At 66.2% G+C, this 20,663-nt stretch carries 18 protein-coding genes; 8 read left to right on the top strand and 10 right to left on the bottom strand.

Annotated features, from left to right (window positions below; all coding sequences use genetic code 11):
* The 3 genes from LJF27_RS20885 to LJF27_RS30535 form a co-directional block, all read left to right on the top strand.
* A partial coding sequence (locus LJF27_RS20885; RefSeq protein ID WP_229601859.1) for an RHS repeat domain-containing protein occupies nucleotides 1-1,864 on the top strand: 1,864 nt, incomplete at its 5' end.
* Between the two features lie 640 nt (nucleotides 1,865-2,504).
* Nucleotides 2,505-2,837, top strand: a complete 333-nt coding sequence (locus tag LJF27_RS20890; protein WP_016253386.1) for a hypothetical protein — start codon at nucleotides 2,505-2,507, stop codon at nucleotides 2,835-2,837.
* A gap of 708 nt (nucleotides 2,838-3,545) precedes the next feature.
* Complete coding sequence (locus LJF27_RS30535; RefSeq protein ID WP_420708740.1) at nucleotides 3,546-3,782, top strand: DUF7336 domain-containing protein; 237 nt, start codon at nucleotides 3,546-3,548, stop codon at nucleotides 3,780-3,782.
* Nucleotides 3,783-3,918: 136 nt separating this feature from the next.
* Here LJF27_RS30535 and LJF27_RS20895 read toward each other — a convergent pair whose 3' ends face one another.
* From LJF27_RS20895 to LJF27_RS20920, 6 genes are all read right to left on the bottom strand, one after another.
* Entirely contained in the window at nucleotides 3,919-4,443 is a 525-nt protein-coding gene (locus LJF27_RS20895; RefSeq protein ID WP_003120098.1) for a hypothetical protein, read from the bottom strand.
* A 46-nt stretch (nucleotides 4,444-4,489) separates the two neighbouring features.
* Nucleotides 4,490-5,638, bottom strand: coding sequence for a PepSY-associated TM helix domain-containing protein (locus LJF27_RS20900; RefSeq protein WP_003113288.1), 1,149 nt, complete (start codon nucleotides 5,636-5,638; stop codon nucleotides 4,490-4,492).
* A 117-nt stretch (nucleotides 5,639-5,755) separates the two neighbouring features.
* Nucleotides 5,756-8,218 carry a ferrioxamine receptor FoxA gene (gene foxA / locus LJF27_RS20905; RefSeq protein WP_003113289.1) on the bottom strand — a complete coding sequence of 821 codons (2,463 nt, stop codon included), beginning with the start codon at nucleotides 8,216-8,218 and terminating at the stop codon, nucleotides 5,756-5,758.
* 143 nt (nucleotides 8,219-8,361) lie between these two features.
* A complete protein-coding gene (gene foxR / locus LJF27_RS20910) occupies nucleotides 8,362-9,348 on the bottom strand; it encodes an anti-sigma factor FoxR (RefSeq protein ID WP_003113290.1) in 987 nt (328 codons plus the stop codon).
* An 8-nt stretch (nucleotides 9,349-9,356) separates the two neighbouring features.
* Nucleotides 9,357-9,875: a sigma-70 family RNA polymerase sigma factor gene (locus LJF27_RS20915; RefSeq protein ID WP_003089775.1), complete on the bottom strand. Its 519-nt coding sequence runs from the start codon at nucleotides 9,873-9,875 to the stop codon at nucleotides 9,357-9,359.
* Between the two features lie 88 nt (nucleotides 9,876-9,963).
* Complete coding sequence (locus LJF27_RS20920) at nucleotides 9,964-10,878, bottom strand: LysR family transcriptional regulator (RefSeq protein WP_003089777.1); 915 nt, start codon at nucleotides 10,876-10,878, stop codon at nucleotides 9,964-9,966.
* A gap of 124 nt (nucleotides 10,879-11,002) precedes the next feature.
* Between LJF27_RS20920 and gtdA the strand changes: the two genes are divergently transcribed.
* From gtdA to LJF27_RS20945, 5 genes are all read left to right on the top strand, one after another.
* Nucleotides 11,003-12,064 (top strand): gentisate 1,2-dioxygenase, encoded by a 1,062-nt coding sequence (gene gtdA / locus LJF27_RS20925; protein WP_023109979.1) that lies wholly within the window; start codon nucleotides 11,003-11,005, stop codon nucleotides 12,062-12,064.
* 12 nt (nucleotides 12,065-12,076) lie between these two features.
* Nucleotides 12,077-12,775 (top strand): fumarylacetoacetate hydrolase family protein, encoded by a 699-nt coding sequence (locus tag LJF27_RS20930; RefSeq protein WP_003116882.1) that lies wholly within the window; start codon nucleotides 12,077-12,079, stop codon nucleotides 12,773-12,775.
* A 77-nt stretch (nucleotides 12,776-12,852) separates the two neighbouring features.
* Complete coding sequence (locus LJF27_RS20935; RefSeq protein WP_023116906.1) at nucleotides 12,853-14,199, top strand: MFS transporter; 1,347 nt, start codon at nucleotides 12,853-12,855, stop codon at nucleotides 14,197-14,199.
* A gap of 12 nt (nucleotides 14,200-14,211) precedes the next feature.
* Entirely contained in the window at nucleotides 14,212-14,856 is a 645-nt protein-coding gene (gene maiA, locus LJF27_RS20940) for a maleylacetoacetate isomerase (RefSeq protein ID WP_003113293.1), read from the top strand.
* Nucleotides 14,857-14,897: 41 nt separating this feature from the next.
* Nucleotides 14,898-15,809, top strand: coding sequence for a SphA family protein (locus LJF27_RS20945; protein ID WP_003113294.1), 912 nt, complete (start codon nucleotides 14,898-14,900; stop codon nucleotides 15,807-15,809).
* Here LJF27_RS20945 and LJF27_RS20950 read toward each other — a convergent pair.
* The 4 genes from LJF27_RS20950 to dsbD form a co-directional block, all read right to left on the bottom strand.
* Complete coding sequence (locus LJF27_RS20950) at nucleotides 15,791-17,125, bottom strand: cytochrome P450 (RefSeq protein ID WP_003116880.1); 1,335 nt, start codon at nucleotides 17,123-17,125, stop codon at nucleotides 15,791-15,793. The genes LJF27_RS20945 and LJF27_RS20950 overlap by 19 nt on opposite strands.
* A gap of 72 nt (nucleotides 17,126-17,197) precedes the next feature.
* Nucleotides 17,198-17,968, bottom strand: coding sequence for a thiol:disulfide interchange protein DsbG (gene dsbG / locus LJF27_RS20955; RefSeq protein ID WP_003089790.1), 771 nt, complete (start codon nucleotides 17,966-17,968; stop codon nucleotides 17,198-17,200).
* Complete coding sequence (locus LJF27_RS20960) at nucleotides 17,965-18,801, bottom strand: TlpA family protein disulfide reductase (RefSeq protein ID WP_003116879.1); 837 nt, start codon at nucleotides 18,799-18,801, stop codon at nucleotides 17,965-17,967. The genes dsbG and LJF27_RS20960 overlap by 4 nt, the downstream gene beginning before the upstream one ends.
* On the bottom strand, nucleotides 18,801-20,564 hold the full coding sequence (dsbD, locus tag LJF27_RS20965) for a protein-disulfide reductase DsbD (RefSeq protein ID WP_003103572.1): 1,764 nt from the start codon (nucleotides 20,562-20,564) through the stop codon (nucleotides 18,801-18,803). The genes LJF27_RS20960 and dsbD overlap by 1 nt, the downstream gene beginning before the upstream one ends.
* Nucleotides 20,565-20,663: the final 99 nt, after the last annotated feature.

The following is a 20,663-nucleotide window of genomic DNA, read 5'->3' on the forward strand; positions in this document are numbered from 1 at the left end:
CGTCACCACCCGCTACGAATACGACGGCCTCGGCAACCTGACCCGACTGGTCAGCCCGGACAGCGGCACCACCACCTTCGAGCACGACGCCGCCGGCAACGTCATCCGCCGCACCGACGCTCGCGGTACGGTCACCGAGTATCGCTACGACGCCCTCAATCGCCTGATCGAGCGCCACTCGCCGAGCGACCCGAGCCTCGACGTACAGTACCGCTACGACCTCACCGCCGATGGCAACAAGGGCATCGGCCGCCTGGGCGCCATCGAAGGTGCCCGCGACAGCCTGGTGTACCGCTACGACGAGCGCGGCAACCTGGTCGAGCAGGTACGCAGCATCCGCCTCGACCAGCAGACCCTGCTCGACCGCGTGACCTACCGCTACGACGCGGCCAACCAACTGCTGGAGATCGGCTACCCCTCCGGCCTCGCCATCGGCTACCCGCGCAACGCCGGCGGCCAGGTCGCCAGCGTGACCCTGGCAGTAGGCGACAAGGCGCCGAGCCCCCTGGTCGGGCAGATCGCCTACCTGCCCTTCGGCCCGCTGCAGCGCCTGACCTGGGGCAACGGCATCACTCTCAGCCGCGAGTACGACCAGGACTACCAACTGCTGCGGCAGAAGGTCGGCCCCTGGCAGAGCGACTATCAGCACGATGCCAATGGCAATATCCAGCAGCACCGCCACAGCCTCTGGGGCACCCTGGACTACCAGTACGACCCGCTGGACCGCCTGACCGAGGAACGCGGCGTCCAGGGCGGGCGCAGCTATGCCTACGACGCGGTCGGCAACCGCACCCAACGCAGCGACAACCCCGCCTCAGGCGGCACCGCCAGCAGCCAGGACTACCAGTACGCGCCCGACAGCAACCGATTGACCGCCATCGGCACGCAAGTGGTGACCAGCGACGCCGCCGGCAACCTCACCCAGGACCGCCCCGCACGCAAACTGGCCTACGACGCCCAGGGCCGCCTGCAAAGCGTCAGCCTCGACGGCCAGCAGGTCGCCGAATACCGCTACAACGCCCTCGGCCAGCGCATCGTCAAGCTCACCCCCGAAAGCATCACCACCTACCTCTACGGCCCCGACGGCCAATTGCTCGGCGAAGCCGAACACGACGGCAGCGGCCGGAAACTGCGAGCCCAGTACTACCTGTGGCTGGACAGCCTGCCGCTGGCCACCATCGACGCCGACTACGACGCCCAGGGCAAGGTCGGCAACCCGACCCTGCTCTACCTCCATAGCGACCACCTCGACACCCCGCGCCTGGCCACCGATGCCAGCGGCCAGATCGCCTGGCAGTGGCAGTCCGACGCCTTCGGCCGCGGCGAAGCGCTGAGCCAGGGCAGCACCCAGGTCAACCTGCGCTTCCCCGGGCAGTACTACGATGCGGAGAGCGGGCTGCACTACAACTACTTCCGTGACTATGATCCGGAGACTGGGCGGTATGTGGAGAGTGATCCGATTGGACTGACAGGGGGACTTAATACATTCGGGTATGTAACTGGAAATCCAATAAATTACTTTGACCCCAACGGGCTTTGTGGCGTGGGTAGTCACATGGAGGTTTATTGGGACAGATATAATGGACTAAAAACACGTTGCATTCTGAATCCACCACCACCTAACCCTGCTGCAAAGTGCCTGACTGCAGAGTGCGTAATGAGGAATGGGGATGGTCGTGACACCAGAGTTCCATCCAATTGCCGGATGGTTTGCAGAGCAACTAGCGTCCCATGCGGCATTCTTGGGGGTCCGCTAACGCCTGCTGGTGCGGCTTGTAGGGCCGCAGTAAGCAGCACGGCATGTTATATGCTGTGTTCTCCATATGACCCACCCTCGGAAGATGCACCCAAACAGTGTGAGTAGTGATTATAATGAGAATCTTAAATTTGGCCTGTCCGAAATGTGGAAACAGCATTTCTTTTATTAGGCTCGGCTCTGACGGAAGAGCAACTTGCAAAAAGTGCAAAACAACACTAATTGCAAGAAACTACCATAGAGACTTAGGAGTAGCGAATGCAGTCTTCTTTCTTGCCGCACTTCCAATTAATGCACTACTATTCAAGGGCTGGATATTCTGGATGATGGATTTTTTGTCAGCACTTATTATTACCTCTATATTTTTACGAGGGGTCGAGTTGGAGATTGATCACGATCTAGTTGATTAGCGGCGACCACAAAAACTGAGTACAACACCCGTGGGAAAAGGGGACAGATTTATTTTTACTACCATAATCTCAGCAACCGCTCACGCTAAACCACTCAAAGCGAATAACTCGCTAAACCAATCGCCCTTACCGAGGCATCGCGGAGTCCCCTTACGGCGTCTAGGACCTCCTTTTCAGAGCATTAGAGCAGGGAAGATAAATCTGCCCCTTTTATTCTTTTACTCCTTTATTCCTGGAGCAAGGGGTAGTATGCAATAGCAAAATAGTAATGATCTGCGGAGCATCTTGCAGCCAAGAGCGAAATAGAGAGCCAAGCTGCGAAAAAGAGGGAAGCGGCAATGAGTAGCCTCTACAACATAATAGCAGTTCTGTGCGCCATCACTCTGGTAGTCTTAGAGCTAAAAAGAACAACATTCATAAGAATTTTAAAGAAAGAAGAGCTAAACACCTGGGAGAAGCTTGGCAGGCCATCAGGGTATTTCTTATCCTATCTAGTAAAAATAGACGACTTCAAGCTTGAGAAATTTATATTCCGAAAGCAATACAATTCCTTGAAAAATAAAGAAATCAGGAAAAGAGGGAGGCAACTCCTTTACCTGCAATCAACTTGCCTCACCTTAATTATTGCACTCATCGCTTTGATGACTTTACAGTTCACAATAAAAAACTGAGAAAGCTCTAAAGATAGAGCTTCTGGGAAAAGGGGAAAGATCTATTTTTACCACTATAATTTCAGCGACTGCCCACGCTAAACCACTCGCTCCTGCCTAGGCATCGGGAAGTTCCCTTACAGCATCTGCGCAGGAGCCTCCATGCTCAGAAAATTTAGAGTAGATAAAATAAATCCGCCCCTTTATTCACGAATTCGGAGAAAAAATGTCATTTGAATGCACATTAGAGATAACTGCCAACCCTAGTCTAAAATTTGACCTTCCTTCATTTATCACAAGCCTACCCATCCGACACACATTCAAAAACAAGAAAAATAGCACTATCTCAGTATCCACGGATGACTTCAGCTTCTCTAACTGGATGGAATTTGAAAATAATGCTTACTCCTTCCTTAAGGGCTTGACCTTCATGACTAATGAGGAAGAAATTAGCAACCTAATCTTTAGAATCGCAATTTACTACAATACAGATGAAACCGTCATATTTCCTTTCCACCTTTCAAAAAAAATGATCAATAAAATCCATGAAATGAAACTTTCCGTAGAAATAAATGGCTACCCAAGCACCAACTAAAGCCAGACACAAAGAACTCCAGAGACAGAGGAAAACCCTATACTATAAAGAGGAAATAAACATATTTATTTTCTCGCCCCTTTGCCTTTCTTGACAGATCCAAATAACTCAATTTTTGGGAAAACAGAGATACGATGAGCAGCGTATTCATACGCTGCCACACATACGGAAACTCCGAGAGCGAAAGTTATAAGATTCTAGGAATATTCCGTACAAAGACCAAGGCAAACTCAGAAATTTCCAAATATCTAGAACTTTCAGGATTCAAAGAATCCCCTAACGGTTTTACTGTTACCGAGTATGCTCTTGATGAACCACATTGGTTAAGTGGATTCGAAGGAGCACAGTCTGTTGTTATAGAAGACAGGTAACGCGGGAAGGAAGTAGGGCGAATAACCGCACCGCGGTTATCCGCCAATGTAGCGGGGTATCGGCGGATAACGCCTTTGGCGTTATTCACCCTACGGCAGCGCTGGCCAGGAAAGGGATGGAGGCGCGACGCGCCTCTCACTTCACCGGCAGGTCCTTGCCCCACAGGCGCACCGCCTTGATCCCTTCCGCGCCGCCTTCGAAGACGAAGGTCTGGCGGATGCCGGCCTTGGCCGGAACGGTGACGTCGTCGGGGTTGGCGAGGGCGACCAGGGCGTTGGAGTAGCCGTCGTTGTCGATCACCAGCAGCGCGCCGGTCTGGGTCAGGTTGATCAGGCGCACGGTGGCGTCGCTGTCGTTCTTGAAGCCGAGGGTGACGGCCAGTTGCTGGTCGCGCGGCTCGGTCTTGAGCACTTCGACCTGGCCGATCTCGGCGAAGCCGGCGTTGTCGGAGACCACCTTGGCGCCATCAGCGCCCTGGGCCGACTGGCGGCCGCTGGTGATGCCCTCGCTGACCCCGCCGAGGAGGTTCTTGCCAGTCTCGATGGCCGAGGACACCGCGGCCTTGGCCGCATCCTTGACCGAGCTGCCCTCCTCCGCGGCCACGGCGCTGCCGGCGGCCAGGGGCAGGAGCAGTCCCAATGCGGCGATCCTTGCGTTCATTCGTCCATCCTCTGGTGGTGTGGGAGGCAGCCAGACTAACAGCCGTCTAGCGGCCGTTCCAGTGGCGCGCCCGGCGCTTGCGCCACCAGATGTAGACACCGGTCAGCGACAGCCCGGCGATGGCCAGGCCGAGGGCGGCGATGGCGATGCGTCCCGGCAGGCCGGCGATGCGCCCGCCGTGGATCGGGTACTGCAAGCGGTAGAAACGCTCTCCCCAACTGCCCTGCCCGGCGACTTCCTGGCCTAGCAGGCGGCCGTCGCTGCCGTGGAAGAACAGCCAGGACTTGCCCATGGGGTCGTCGTGGTCGCCGAAGCCGGCGCCGAAGAAGTTGTATTCGAAGCTGTAGTACAGCTCGCCGATCGGCTCGGCGATGCCCAGCCGCGCCGCTTCGACGCTGGCCAACTGGAAGGTGCGGTCGTAGTCCAGGCGGGTCTCCCCCAGTTGCTCCCTGGGCAGCCGCCCGCGCGCCTCGTAGACGCTCGGTTCGATCGGCGAGAACAGCGATACCAGCGGCTTGAACACCTGGCTCGGCAGGTTCAGGGCGACGCTGCTCAGCGCCACCGGCGCCAGCAGCAGCCAGAGCCAGAGGCCGCCGGCGCGATGCAGGTCGAAGTTGAAGCGGTAGGCGTTGCCGCGCTTGATCTTCCAGGCTGTCGTCCACTTGCTCCAGAACGGCCGGCCGCGCGGCAGGGTCAGCCAGGCGCCGACGAAGCAGTCGAGGAACCAGAACATCGCCACCCCGCCCATCAGGTACAGGCCCCAGTTCCCCGGCAGGGTCAGGTTGTGGTGGAACTCCAGGACCCAGGGAACCAGGTTCGCCGGCTGGAAGCAGCAGGCCGCCCAGAGGCGCTTGCCGACTTCCTCGCCGCTGACCGGGTCGAGGTAGAACACGTCGTGCTCGACCTTGGCGCCGGCCTCGCGCGGCACGGTGGCGAGCAACGCCGGATGCCCGCCCGCCTCGGGATACTCCATGTACCACACCAGTTGTCGCGGATAGCGTGACTCGACGCGTTGCACCAGGCTGCCCGGGGAAAGGCGCTCGCCGCCCTCGCCCACGGCGTAGAAGCCGGGGTTCAGCCATTCGTCGATTTCATGATGGAATGCCAGCAGGCTGCCGGTGAGACCGGCGAGGAAAAGGAACAGCGCGGTAGCCAGACCGACATAGCGGTGCAGCAGGACCAGGACGGGGCGCATGGGGGCTCCAGGTAACCAGGGTACGGCCGGCGACGCCGGCGAATGCCCGGCGCGTACGTCGCGCGCCGGGCTGCTTGGCCGGTACCGCGGCGCTGGCGCCGGGGCCCGGGTGGACGGTCAGAACTGGTAGTTCACCGTCGCGGTGACGTTGCGCTTCTCGCCGAAGTAGCAGAAGTCCAGGCTGTAGCAGGACGCCACGTAGTCCTTGTCCAGCAGGTTGTTGGCATTGAGGCTGACGTCCAGGCCTTTCAGGCCGAGCTTGCCGAGGTCGTAGCCGATCCGCGCGTCGACCAGGGTGTAGTCCGGCACCCGCAAGGTGTTTTCCTTGTCCGCCCAGGTCTCGCCGACGTAGCGAGCGCCGCCGCCGATGCTCAGACCGCTGAGCGGGCCGGCGTCGAAGGCATAGTCGGCCCACAGCGAAGCCATGTGCTTGGGCGCCTGGTTCGGCGTATGGCCCTGGTTGCCGTCCAGCGACTTGGTGTAGGTGATGTCGGTGTAGGTGTAGCTGCCGAGCAGTTTCAGGTTGTCGCTGAGCTGGGTATGGGCCTCCAGTTCGAGCCCCTGGGAGCGCACTTCGCCGACCGAGGTGTAGAAGTTGTCCTGGGGTTCCTTGGAGGCGACGTTTTCCTGGGTGATATGGAACAGCGAGGCGGTGTAGAAGCTGTTGCTGCCCGGCGCCTGGAACTTCAGGCCGAGTTCCCACTGCTTGCCCTCGGTGGGCGCCAGGGGCGTGCCGGAGGCGTCGGAATAGGCGTTCGGGTTGAACGACTCGGAGTAGCTGACGTAGGGCGCCAGGCCGTTGTCGAACAGGTACAGCGCGCCGATCCGCCCGGTGAATTTCTCCCAGTCATCGTCGGCCTTGCTGCCGGTGCTGCGGTTCTTGTCGGTGACGCTGACCCAGTCCTGGCGCAGGCCGAGCGAGAAGCGCCACTGGTCGATGTCGATCAGGTCCTGGAGGTAGACGCCGGTCTGCTCCAGGCGGCGGGTGTGGTTGTCGTCCGGGAAATAGCTGATGGCGTCGTCGCCGTAGACCGGGTTGAACGCGTCCAGCGCCGAGGCCGAGCCGGAACGCCAGTCGACCACGGTGCGCCGGCGCTGGTAGTCGAGGCCGGTGAGCAGGGTGTGGCGCGCCGCGCCGGTGGCGAATTCGGCCTGCAGCATGTTGTCGACGATATACGCCTGCAGGTGCTCGCGGGCGCCGCTGAAGTAGCGGTTCAGCTTGTTCGGCTCGCTGGCGCTCCAGCCGTAGGCGTAGACCTGCGACAGGTCGACGTCGGAGTCCAGGTAGCGGAAGTTCTGCCGCGCCGACCAGACGTCGTCGATGCGGTGCTCCAGCTGGTAGCCGAACATCCGCTGGGTGCGGTCGAAGTCGTCCTTGCTCGGCTCGCCATCGAAGAACTCGCGGGAGATGTGCCGGCCGTTGTGGTGCGACAGGGTGCCGTCGGCCGGTACGCCGCCGTGGTAGCCCCCGTTGGGATCGTGTTGCAGGTAGCCTTGCAGGGTCAGGGTGGTGTCGTCGCTGAAGTCGATGGCCAGGGTCGGGGCGATGGCGTAGCGCTCCTCCTTGACGTGATCGAACTGGGTGTCCGAGCCCTTGCCGAGACCGATCAGGCGGTAGGCGATGCGCTTCTCCTCGTCGAGCGGCCCGCTGAAATCGAAGCCCATCTCCTTCTGGCCCATGTTGCCGATGCTGCCGGTGATCTGGCGGTAGTCCTCGTACAACGGCTTCTTGCTGGTCAGCGCCACCAGGCCGCCCGGCAGGCTACGGCCGTAGAGCACCGAGGACGGCCCCTTGAGCACATCGATGCGTTCGAGGAAGTACGGGTCGACCTGCATCGAGCTGAAGGTACCGCTGTCGCCCATGGCCTTGAGGCCGTCGAGGTAGATGTTGTCCACGCTGTTGTCGGCGAAGCCGCGCATCACCACGTAGTCGTAGCGGTTGGAGGCGCCGACCTGGCCGGTGAAGATGCCGGGGGTATAGCGCATCGCCTGCTGTACGGTCTTGGAGGCGGTGTCGTCGATCTGCTCGCGGGTGATCACCGAGACGGTCTGGCTGGTTTCCAGCAGCGGCTTGCTGGTCTTGGTGGCGATCTGGCTATGGGTGGCCAGGTAGCCATCGGTGCTGCCCAGGTTGTTGCCGAGGGCGAAGACCTCCACCGCCTGCATGTTCAGCACATCGCCGTCCTTTGCCGGCGCCTCGCGCAAGACGAAGCTGCCGTCGCCCTGGTCTTCCGCTTCCAGCGGGGTGTCGGCGAGCAGCCGGGCCAGGCCCTGCTGCACGGTGAAACTGCCGCGCAACCCCTGGGAGCTGTAGCCACCGGTCTGCGCCGGAGTGGCCGAGAGGGTGATGCCGGCCTCGCGGGCGAAGCGGTTGAGCACGTCGCCCAACTGTCCGGCGGGGATCGCATAGGGCCGCGCCTGTTCCGCCGCCGCTTCGGCGGCCGAGGCGCAGAGCGGCGCCGCGCCGGCCGCCATGGCCAACGACAGCAGGGCCGCGCGCACCGAACGGCTCAGGCGCGAGGCGCGGGGGAAATCGAGGGACGACGGGGCATTGCGGAGGACGACGGCGGTGGCGGTCATGAACGGGATCCGTTGGAGTCGTTGAAGGGTGTTCAATCGGTAAAGCCGGACCAGTCGCGGAAAGCCGACAAAAATAATGAAAATAATTTTCAGTGCGTTTCGCTCCGGACGAAAGCAAGCGTCCACGCGGCCGCCGGCGCGACTCAGGCGGCGACCACCCTCACCCACCAGCGGGTATGTCGCTGCAGGCGCACCGGCAGGGTCCGCGCGAGCACCTGCAGCAGCTTGTCGGTGTCGTCCAGGCGATAGACCCCGGACAGGCGCAGGTCGGCGACCTCCGCGGCGCAGCCGAGGTAGCCGTTGCGGTAGCGGGCGACCTCGGCGAGGAAATCGGCCAGGCGCATGTCGCGGGTGACGATGAGGCCATCGGCCCAGGCCACGGCGTCCATCTGCGGCCGTTCGAGGCGCCGCACGCCGTCGGCGGCGATCCGATAGCTCTGCCCCGCCTCGGCCACCGGAGCCTGCAGCGGACGCGCGCCGAAGGCATCGATGCGCACCGAACCCTCGCTGACGCTGAGACAGGTGGCGGCATCTTGCAGGCGTACGTTGAAACGGGTGCCGAGGGCCTCGAACAGCCCTTGCGCGGTACGTACCCGCAGCGGCCTGTGCGTGGGCGATTGCGTATCGGCGCCGCTGGCGAGGAAGATCTCGCCGCGGGCGAGGAGGATCAGGCGCTGGCCGGCGTCGTAGCGCACGTCGACCGCGCTGTCGGTGTTCAGTTGCAGGCGGGTGCCGTCGACCAGCTCGATACTGCGCCGCTCGCCGGTGGCGGTGCTGTAGTCGGCGCTCAGGCGCTGCCAGGGCAGGCTATCGCGACCGACCCAGGCCACGGCGCCGCCGGCCACCAGCAGCGACAGCAGTTTCAGCGCCTGGCGCCGCTGCAGGCGCTGCGCGCTACTGTCCAGGGTGCCGTAGGCGACCCCGCCGGGCAGCGCCTTGAAGCGTCCTTGCAGTTCTTCGTTGAGCGCGCTGACCTGCTGCCAGGCCCGCTCGTGCTCGCCGTGCTCCGCGCGCCAGGCCGCGCAGGCGCGCTGCAGGCGATCGTCGGCCGGCTGCGAGCGCAGGCGGACCAGCCAGTGGATGGCCTGCCTGACCACCGCTTCGTCGACCCTACCGCGCGTCCCGTCCACGGCTCCGCTCATTCGCCGTAGCGCAGCAGGTAGCAGTGGTACAGCGCCTCGGCCACGTAGCGCTCGACGCTACGCTGGGAAACCCCCATGCGTTCGGCGATCTGCCGGTGGCTGAGGTCTTCGCACTGGGCCAGGAGGAAGGCGGTGCGGACCTTCGGCTTGAGCCCGTCGAGCATCCGCGAGATTTCCTCCAGCAGTTCCAGCACCAGTTCCCGCGCCTCGGGCGACGGCGCCTGTGCCTCGGGCAGGTGGGCGATGCTTTCGAGGTAGGCGCGCTGCAGTTCCTCGCGACGCCAGTGGTCGATCACCAGGCCGCGGGCGATGGTCCGCAGGAACGCGCGCGGCATGCCGATCTCGCGCAGTTCGCGCTTGAGCAGGATGCGCAGGAAGGTGTCCTGGGCCAGGTCCGCCGCGTCCGCCGCGCAGCCCAGCTTGCCGCGCAACCAGTTCTGCAACCAGCCATGGTGCTCGCTGTACAGCGCATGCATGGCGCGATGGTGGGCGCTGAGAAGGATCGGGGCGGACATGGGAAAGTCGGGGCGACACATGAATGATAATGAATCGCATTGTCGAGAAGCCGCGGCCTTTTTGCAATAGCACCCGCCGGCCGGCGCCCTACTCGGCCGCCGCGCCTTCGCGCAGGCAGGCCAGCAGGTCTTCGCTGGCACGGTCGCGGTGCGGCTCGTCGCGCCAGCACATGCCCACCGCGCCCTCGCCGGGAATCTCCAACGCCAGCCTGGCCACCAGGCCGAGCCCGGCAAGGTGCTCGACCACCCGCGCCGAGCCGATGGATAGCATGTCGCTGCCACGCAACAATTCGATGTTGGCCAGCATCGACGATGACTCCAGGCGGTAGGCCGGCGGCTGCCGGCCGCCCTGGGTCAGGGCCATGTCGAGCTTGCTGCGGATCGGCGAGCCGGGCGGCCAGACGATCCAGTCGTAGCGCCGCACGTCTTCCCAGTCCAGCGCGGCGGCCTGGGCCAGGGGGTGACCGGGGCGCGCCATCACCACGATCGCCTCGCTGTAGAGCACCTCGCAGCGCAGGCTGGCGCGCGGCGCATAGTTGTCCAGCCGCCCCACCACCACATCGAGCTGGCGTTTCTCCAGCCGCTCGAGAAGGCCGTTCATGGTGCCTTCGAGCAGTTCCACCTGGGCCCCGGGGTAGCGTCCGAGGAACGCCCGCAATGCGCGCGGCACCAGGCTCGGCGCGGAGGCCGGCGACGTGCCGAGGAGCACCCGGCTGCCGCTGCCGCTGCGCATCGCCTCGAGGTTCTGCCGCGCCCGCTCCATCTCGGTGAGTACGCGCTGGGCGTGGTTGAACAGGGTCATGCCATAGGGCGTCGGGCGCAGGCCACGGGCGTGACGCTCGAACAGCGGCGCGCCGACGTCCTCCTCCAGTTCCTTGAGCCACTTCGACAGGCCCGGTTGGGTGGTGTGTGCGGCCCTGGCGGTGCCGCTGAGGTTGCCGGTCTCCATCAGGCTGACCAGCAGTTGCAGGTGTTGCAGGCGCAGGCGGCGGGTCCAGTCCATCGCAAGCCATCCTCGAATACGTATAGGTCGATGTCTAAATATCATTATTCGGTTATGCCTTCACCTCGAATAATGACTACCAGACCGAGGCGGCCCCGCCTCCTCCCGCCGGAGATTCATCGGTATGCATAACGACAATTCCACCGAGAAGCGCGCCGACTTCTATCGACGCATCCGCCAGCAGCACCTCACCCCGCTCTGGGAAGCCCTGCACAGCCTGGTCCCGGCGCAACCCGCCGGCGGCTGCCAGGCGGCGCTGTGGCGCTATCGCGAACTGCGCCCGTTCCTGCTCGAGGCAGGCGACCTGATCAGCGCCGAGGAAGCGGTGCGCCGCGTGCTGGTGCTGGAGAACCCGGACCTTCCCGGCCAGTCGGCGATCACCCCGAGCCTCTACGCCGGCCTGCAACTGATCCTGCCGGGCGAGATCGCCCCCAGCCACCGGCACACCCAGTCGGCCCTGCGCTTCGTCGTCGAGGGCTACGGCGCCTACACCTCGGTGGACGGCGAACGCACCCGCATGGAGCCGGGCGACTTCATCATCACCCCGTCCTGGACCTGGCACGACCACGGCAACCGCGCCGCCGCGGAAGGCGGCGAGCCGGTGGTCTGGCTGGACGGCCTGGACATCCCGATGCTGCGTTTCTTCGGCGCCACCTTCGCCGAAAACCATGATGAACCGGTACAGCCGTTGCGACGTGGCGAAGGCGACAGCCTCGCCCGCTACGGCAGCAACATGCTGCCGCTGCGCCATCAGCCGACGACGCCGACCTCGCCGCTGTTCAGCTACCCCTACGCGCGCAGCCGCGAGGCCCTCGAGCGCCTGGCGCGCCTCGAACGGCCCGATCCCTGGGAAGGCCACAAGCTGCGCTACGTCAACCCGGCCACCGGCGGCTGGGCCATGCCGACCATCGCCACCTGCCTGCAACTGCTGCCGGCCGGCTTCCTCGGGCAGCCCGCGCGCAGCACCGACGCCAGCGTCTATTCGGTGGTGGAAGGCAGCGGCGTGGCGCAGATCGGCGGCCGGCGCTTCGCCTTCGAGGCCAAGGATCTGTTCGTCGTGCCCTCCTGGGCCGAGCTGCGCCTGGAAGCCGGCGCCACCGACTGCGTGCTGTTCAGTTTCTCCGACCGCCCTGTGCAGCAGGCGCTCGGCATCCTCCGCGAATCCCGCGAACCCCTCGCCCACTGAAGGACCCGTCCCATGAGCCATCTCTTCGCGCCCGAAGCGCCCGTCAGCCTCACCATCCATGGCAGCGACCAGACCTTCCCGGTGCGGCGGGTCTACTGCGTCGGCCGCAACTACGCCGCCCACGCCCGGGAAATGGGCTTCGATCCCGAGCGCGAGCCGCCGTTCTTCTTCTGCAAGCCGGCCGACGCGGTGGTCCCGGTCGCCGCCGGCAGCACCCTGGAGCTGGCCTACCCGAGCCAGACCGGCAACTACCACTACGAGATCGAACTGGTGGCGGCGATCGGCAAGGGCGGCTGCGACATCCCCCTGGAGCAGGCCGAGGAACACGTCTGGGGCTACGCGGTGGGCCTGGACATGACCCGCCGCGACCTGCAGATGCGCATGCGCGAGATGGGCCGGCCCTGGGAGATCGGCAAGGCCTTCGACCGCTCGGCGCCGATCGGCCCGCTCTACCCTGCCAGCCAGGTCGGCCATCCGCGCCACGCCGCCATCAGCCTCCAGGTCGACGGCGAGGATCGCCAGCGCAGCGACATCGACCAGTTGATCTGGTCGGTGGCGGAAACCGTCAGCTACCTGTCGCGCTTCTTCGAGCTGCGCCCCGGCGACCTGGTCTTCACCGGCACCCCGGAAGGCGTCGGCGCGGTCGAGCGCGGCGAGCGGATGCTCGGCGCCATCGACGGCCTCGGCGAACTCAGCGTCCGCGTGGTCTGACCCACCGCCCGCGCACGGCGCGGGCCCACCCTGCCCTTCATCCGGGCTGTCGCCACGGCGACGGCCGAGGAACGCTCATGCCTACGCCCGACAAGAACAACAAGATCGACGTCCAGGCCTTCATCGATGCGCAGGCGGTTTCCGCCTTCCAGTTGCGAGTGCTGTCGCTGTGCTTCCTGATCGTCGCCATGGACGGATTCGACACCGCCGCCATCGGCTTCATCGCCCCGGCCCTGGCCCACGACTGGCAACTGAGCCCGGCGCAACTCAGCCCGATCCTCGGCGCCGCGCTGGCCGGCCTGGCCCTCGGCGCCTTCGCCGCCGGCCCGCTGGCCGACCGTTTCGGACGCAAGAGCGTGCTCCTGCTCTCGGTGCTGTTCTTCGGCGGCTGGAGCCTCGCCTCGGCCTACGCCGGTTCGGTGGAAACCCTGGCCCTGCTGCGCTTTTTCACCGGCCTCGGCCTGGGCGGGGCGATGCCCAACGCGATCACCCTGACCTCCGAATACTGCCCGCGCCGGCACCGCGCGCTGATGGTCACCGCGATGTTCTGCGGCTTCACCCTCGGCTCGGCGCTGGGCGGCCTGCTCGCCGCGCGGATGGTCCCGGCGCTGGGCTGGGAAAGCGTGCTGCTGCTCGGCGGCGGCCTGCCCCTGGCGAGCCTGCCGCTGCTCTGGGCATGCCTGCCGGAGTCGGTGCGCTTCCTCGCCCGCCGCGCACCGGACGCGGCGCGCCCGCGGCGCATCCTCGAACGCCTGGGGCGCCTGCCCGACGGCTGGGCCGGACGCCTCGAACTGCCCGCCGACGAGTCCGACGGCACCTCGCCCCTGCGGCAGATCCTCGGCGCCGAGCTGCGCGGCGGCACCCTGCTGCTCTGGGCCACCTTTTTCATGGGCCTGCTGATCATCTACCTGCTGACCAACTGGCTGCCGACGCTGATCGGCGGCACCGGCTTCAGTCTCGGCGAGGCGGCGACGATCAGCGCCATGTTCCAGCTCGGCGGCACCCTCGGCGCACTCCTCCTGGGCAGCGCCATGGATCGCTTCGACGCGCACCGGGTGCTGAGCCTGGCCTACGTCGGCGGCGCCCTGTTCATCCTCGGCATCGCCAGCCTCTACCACAGCTTCGCCCTGCTGGCGCTGTGCGTCGCCGGCGTCGGTTTCTGCATCAGCGGCTCGCAGGTCGGCGCCAACGCCCTGGCCGCCGATTTCTATCCGACCCGCAGCCGCGCCACCGGGGTCAGCTGGGCCCTCGGCCTGGGCCGCATCGGCTCGATCGTCGGCTCCCTTAGCGGCGGCGCCCTGCTCGGCCTGGGCCTGGGCTTCAGCGGCATCCTCGCCCTGCTGGTGATCCCGGCGCTGCTCGCCGCCGTGGCCGTGCATCGCCTGGGCCGGCGCCGGGCCAGGCCTTCTCCCACCACTCTCTGAACAGGACTTTCCATGCAGCTCTACAGCTTCTTCAACAGCTCCACGTCCTATCGGGTGCGTATCGCATTGGCCCTGAAAGGCCTGGATTACCAGGTAGTGCCGGTCAACCTGCGGCAGGGCGAGCAACTGCGCCCGGCCGACCGCCAGCGCAACCCGATGGGCGCGCTGCCGACCCTGGTCGACGCCGACGGTCGCCGGTTCAGCCAGTCGCTGGCGATCATCGACTACCTCGACGCCGTGCAGCCCGAACCGCGCCTGATCCCTCTCGACCCACTGCATCGCGCCCAGGCGCTGGAACTGGCCCTGCTGGTGGCCTGCGACATCCATCCGCTGAACAACGTGCGGGTGCTCAAGTACCTGACCCAGGTCCTCGGCATAGACGCCGAGGACCGCCAGCGCTGGTACGCGCACTGGGTCGCCGAGGGCCTGGCGGCGGCGGAGACCCTGCTGAACCGACACCGTCGCGGCGCCTTCTTCGCCGGCGCCGCAGCGGGCATCGTCGAGTGCTGCCTGGTACCGCAACTGGCCAACGCCCGGCGCATGGGCTGTGACCTGGCGCCCTACCCGGCGTTGCTCGAACTGGAGGGGCGCTGCCTGGCGCTCGAAGCCTTCCAGCGCGCCAGCCCCGAGCGCCAGCCCGACTACCTGCCGGACTGACGCGCTGCCCCGTGGAAAACAACAACAAGAAGGACACGCCCATGACCACCCGCATCCGGGCCAGCCTGCTGGCCCTGCCCCTGCTGCTGCCCTCGTTCCAGGCTATCGCCGCGCTGCCGGGGATGAACCTCGGCCAGACCTCCTTCCTCGACGGCAAGGCCCTGCCCGGCACGCTGTTCCAGCAGTTCGTGAATATCTACGAGGCCGACGACTTCATGGACGCCAACGGTCACCGGCGCCCGCTCGACAACCGCCTGCGCACCCTGCTCGCCACCAGCCACTTCGCCCACATCAGCCAGCACCAGCTGTTCGGCGCCTACTACGGCGCGGAAATCCTCGTCCCGGTGCTGCTCGCCGATCCCGACTTCGAACCCCACGCCGGCAGCGCCAACGGCCTCGGCAACCTGATCGTCAGTCCGTTCATCCTGCAATGGCCGCAGACCGAGCTGTTCGGCCGGCCCTACTGGCAGCGCCTGAACCTCGCCTTCCAGTTACCCACCGGGCGCTACGACAGGCATCGGGCGATCAATCCCGGCAGCAACCACTGGAGCTTCAACCCGCACTACGCGCTGACCTGGGAATTCGCCGAAGGCTGGGAAGCCAGCGCTCGCCTGCAGTACCTGTTGCCGGGCAAGAATCGCGACCCGGCGCCGCCGTTGGCCGACGACTACCTGCAACCGGGCCAGGCGTTCCACGCCAACTACTCGGTATCGCTGGCGCTGGATGCGCATTGGCGGCTCGGGTTGTCCGGCTACAGCCTGCGACAGATCACCGACGAGCGGGTCGACGGCCACGACCGCCCGGACTCCCGCGAGCGGGTCGATGCCATCGGCCCGGCGCTGATGTTCGGCTGGGGCAAGTCGCGGCTGTTCCTCAACGCCTATCACGAATACGGCGCACGCAACCGCAGCGAGGGCAGCCGGCTGATCCTGCGCTACTCGCAGGTCTTCTGAGCGTCGCCTTCCGGGACGATCGGCAAGCGCTCCAGGGTGCGGAACACCGAGCTGCGCCGCCAGCGCAGGTCCGTCGGTTCCGAGGCCAGGGCGAAACGGCGACGCACCAGGCCGCGCAATGCGCATTGCAATTCGAGCCGGGCCAGGTACGCGCCCAGGCAGTAGTGCGGACCATGGGCGAACGCCACGTGCTGCTTGGCGTTCGCTCGCTGCAACTGCAGGCGGTCGGGGGCGGCGAACATCTCCGGGTCGCGGTTCGCCGCGAGGAAGCTCAGCCAGACCTTCTCTCCAGGCGGAATCCGCTGGCCGCCGATCTCCACCTCCTCCAGGGTGCAACGCACGCCGCCGCGCACCGCGCCATCGAAGCGCAGCAGTTCCTCCACCGCGTTCGCCGCCAGCTCCGGGCACCGCCGCAGCAGGTCGAGCTGGTCGGGATGGGTGAGCAGCGCCAGCGTAGCGTTGCCGACCATGCTGATGGTGGTTTCGAAGGCGGCCATGAACACCATGGCATAGGCCGCTACCAGGTCCTCGAGGCCCAGTCCGGCCTCCAGCATCGCGGCGCCGTCGAGGATGCTCGGCGCCGCGCCGGACGGCGGGCGCGAAGAGCCATCGCTCCAGCCGCGCGCCTGGCGTTGCAGGTAGTCGCTGAAGGCGGCCGCGCTGCGGTTGATCTGCCCGGCATCGCCGTGGCTGGCGGCGAGATCGAGCCCGGCGGCCAGATCGCGGCCCCAGGGCAGCAGTTGCCCGGTATCTTCGCGGGGAAAGCCGAACAGCTCGGCGGCCACCCGGATCGTCAGCGGTTCGGCGAAATCCCTGAGCAGATCGGGCTCGCGGCGCTCCAGCAAGCTGTCGAGGAGTTCTTCCACCAGCACCTCGATGCGCGCTTCCCAGCGGCGCACGGCGTCGGGGCCGAAGGCCGGAGCGAACAGCCTGCGCAGGCGGGTGTGCCGCGGCGCGTCGTTGAACAGCATGAAGTTGTCGTAGAAGCGCGCCAGCGGTTGCAATTGCTGGTGGCCGAACCAGCTGGCGCCGCCCTGGCGGACGCCGGCGGCGCCAAGGCGAGCGGGGTCGGCGGAGAAACGGCGGTCGCGCAGGCACGCCGAAACATCGGCATAGCGACTGATCCACCAGATCGAGGCCTGGTCGCGGCAGACCGGCGCACGGGAGCGGATCAGCCGCAACAGCGGATAGGGATCGGCGACGAAGTCGGGATGGTAGGTGTGTATGTCGAAACCGTCGCTCCGCGGGGCGAGCGCCGGACGCTGAGCGTCATGGCGCGGCTGCGCGCTGCCTTCCTCGCTGAATGCGTCGTCCATGGCCCTTGCTCCGCTGGGTTGGCGTAACGCAGGGAGTATAGATGGCCGGCGGCTCGGCGCCGGCCCGGAGGATCAGCGCGGACCGAGGATCTCCGCCAACTGGTCCGGCTGCGGCGCGCCCTGTTGCTGCTGCATGCGCCCCTCGGCATTGAGATAGAAGATCGCCGGGGTCGCCGCGGCGCCCATCGACTCCATCAGTTCCATGTTGCCGGCGAGCTGCTTGCGCACCGCCGCCGGGATCTTCGCCAGCGGCTTCAGGGTGCTGGCCTTGCCCGCCTGCTCATGGTCGTGCAGGGCCTTCTGCGGGTCCTTGCTGGCCAGCAGCGCGGCGGACTTGGCTTCGCTGTCCTCGCGGATGATGCCGACCATGATATGCCGCAACTGCACCTTGCCGGCATCCACCCAGGGTCGCGCCTGCTCCCAGAACATGGTGCAGTACGGGCAGTTCGGGTCGCTGAACAGGTAGACCACGCGCGGCGCGTCGGCACGGCCATCGGCGATCCAGGCGCTCTGCTCCATCTTCTGCCACATTTCCTTGGCCAGCGGCGCATACACCAGGCGCTCCAGCGGTTCGCGGCTGAGGTCCTTGCCCTGGGCGTCGAACAGGTGGCCGGTGAGTACGTGCTTGCCGTCGGGCGTCAGGTACAGCGCCATGCCCTGGTTCTGGTATTCGGCGGCGTAGCCGCGCAGGCCATCCGGGGCGTCGAAGCTGCCGAGGATGCGGGCGCCCTTCTCCTGGACCATGCGGATCGGCGCCGGCAGCTCCTCCGCCGCCGTGGCCAGGCCGGCGTTGAGGAGGGTCAGGCCCAGGCCAAGGGTGATCAGGTTGCGCGGCAGTCTCATTCGGAACTCCTGGTTGCGGGGGCGGCAGCGGCCGGCTCGAAGGCTTCGAGGTAGCGCTCCAGGCTGCCGCGGGACAGTTCGCCGAGATGGCTGCCCAGCAGGCGGCCCTCGGCGGTGTAGAAAACGGTGGTGGGCAAGGCGACCGAGCCAACCTGCTGGCCAAGCTGCCCGCCGTTGTCGAACAGCAGGTTGTCCAGGCGCAGGTTCTCGCCCTGGAGGAAATGGCGCACGGTCTCGGCGCTCTCGCCCTGGTTGGCGAAGAGGAACACTACGTCGGGATTCTCCGCCTGCGCCTGTTGCAGCACCGGCATCTCGCGCCGACACGGCGGGCACCAGCTGGCCCAGAGGTTGATCACCAGCGGGCGGCCCCGGAAATCGGCCAGTTGCACCGACTCGCCGGCGGCGTTGCGCAGGCTCAGCTCGGGCAGGCGCGTACCGCGCTCGTAGATGCCCAGGCCCAGGCTGCCAAGCAGCCAGAACGCCAGTCCGAGGCTGGCGCCGACACCCAGCGAGCGACGTAGCGCCGGTCGCCGCCAGGCCCAGAACAGCGCGCCGAGCACGGCGGCGAGCAGGCCTGGCCAGGCGAGGAAACCGCCATCGCGGATATCCAGCATCTGTGCGAAGTCGCCGCGGTACTGCGGCCAGTAGCGCACCACGAAAGCCAGGCGCGCCACCAGCAGGCCGAGCAACAACAGGTTGAACAGCACCGGCTCGGCGTTGCGCCCGCCACCGCGCGCCGCCAGCCAACCGCCGAGCAGCGCGGCGCCGAGGGCGAGGAACAGCAGCAGGTGTTGCAGCGAGACCACCAGCGGCCCCAGGGAAAAACTCAGCATCAGCCGCGCTCCCGGGTCGCCTGCCAATGGGCGAGGAAGCCGCCGGCGTCGACTTCGCCGGTCAACCGGCGCGCGCGGCGCTCCTCGCCTTCCGGGCCGATCCAGATCAGGCTCGGCGGGCCGGGTACCTGGTAGCGGTGCAGCAGCTCGCGGCTGGCGGCGTTGTCCGCGGTCACGTCGAGCCGCAGCAGGCGCACGCCCTGCAGGGCGGCGAGCACATCGGGCTTGGCGAACACCTGTTTCTCCATGATCCGGCAGGACACGCACCAGTCAGCGTAGTAGTCGAGCAGCACCCATTGTCCCTCGGCCTTGGCCGCAGCCAACTGACGGTCCAGCTCGGCCGGCTGGCTCACCGTGAGGAACGCCTCGTGGGCGCTGGCCGTCGGCGTAGCGCCCCGGTTCGCCGCCGCATACACCTGTAGCGGACGCCAGGGGTCGTCGGCCCCGGCCGCGGCGCCCAGCAACATCGCCGCGCCCCAGAGACCGAAGATGCAGCCCGCCGCGCCGAACAGCACCGCGTGCCGCGCCAGGCCTCGCGCCGTATGCAGCGCGGCGTAGGCCAGGACCAGCAGCAACGCGCCGCCAAGGCCGATCCACAGCGCCTCGCCGAGCAGCGGACGCAGGAGTATCCAGGCGGTGCCGAGGAAAAGGAAGCCGAACACGCCCTTGACCAGGTTCATCCAGGGACCGGGCTTGGGCAGGAAGCGGCTGCCGACCGTCACCAGCAGCAACAGCGGCATGCCGATGCCGAGGCCCAGGCTGAACAGCACCAGGCCGCCATGCAGGGCATTGCCGGTCTGCGCGATATAGAGCAAGGCGCCGGCCAGCGGCGCGGTCATGCACGGCCCCACCAGCAGCCCGGACAACGCGCCGAGCGCGGCCGCGCCGGCCAGGCTGCCGCCCTTGCGGCCGCGACTGAGACCGTCGAGGCGGTCGCGCAGGGCAGCCGGCAGTTGCAGTTCGAAGAAGCCGAACATCGGCAGCGCGAGGAACACGAACAGCGCGGCGAAGCTGCCCAGCAGCCACGGCTGTTGCAGCCAGGCCTGCAGGTTGCCGCCAAGCAGCGCCGCGACCACCCCGAGTCCGGCGTAGACCAGCGCCATGCTCAGCACGTAGCTACCGGCCAGCAGCAGGCCGCGACGAGGGCCGGCGCCGCTGCCGACCACCAGCCCGGCGAGGATCGGCAGCATCGGCAGCGAACAGGGAGCGAACGCCAGCAGCAGGCCGAGGCCGAAGAACAGCAACAGGCTCCAGGCCAGGTTGCCGGCCTGCAGGCTGCCGGCCAGGCCCTGGTCCTCGGCGACTTCGCCGCTCGTCCCGGCGGCGGCAGGGCCGGTACCGCCCAGGTCGAGCGCCTGGCTCTGCGGCGGATAGCACAGGCCGGCATCGGCGCAGCCCTGCCAGCCCAGGCGCAGTTGTCCGGCGGCGGCCGCCGGCAGGGTCAGTTCCAGGCTCTGGCGATAGACCTGCGACTCGCCGAAGAACTCGTCGCTGTGGCTTTCGCCGGGCGGCAGCTGCGGCTGCAAGGCCGGGTCGAGTCCGTCGAAGCGCAGGCGCTTCTGGTACAGGTAGTAGCCCGGCGCGATCTGCCAGCGCAGTTGCACCTGGCCGTCGTCGAGGCGCTCCCAGGTGAAGCGGAAGGCTTTCTCCACCGGCAGGAAATCCGTCTGCGTCGCGCCGCGCGGCGCGAACAGGTCGTCGCCCGGTTGCGCCTGGGACAGGCCCGGCAGCAGGAGCATCAGGAGCAGGATCAACACACGCATGGATAACGCCTTCTACGATGAACTCGGCGGCAGCATGGCCAGCGACGATTAACAGGCCGTTAACGCGGCCACGGGAAAACCCCGGCGACGCGCCGGGCG

The organism is Pseudomonas sp. 203-8, from assembly GCF_020708595.1.
Classification (GTDB): Bacteria; Pseudomonadota; Gammaproteobacteria; order Pseudomonadales; family Pseudomonadaceae; genus Pseudomonas; species Pseudomonas aeruginosa.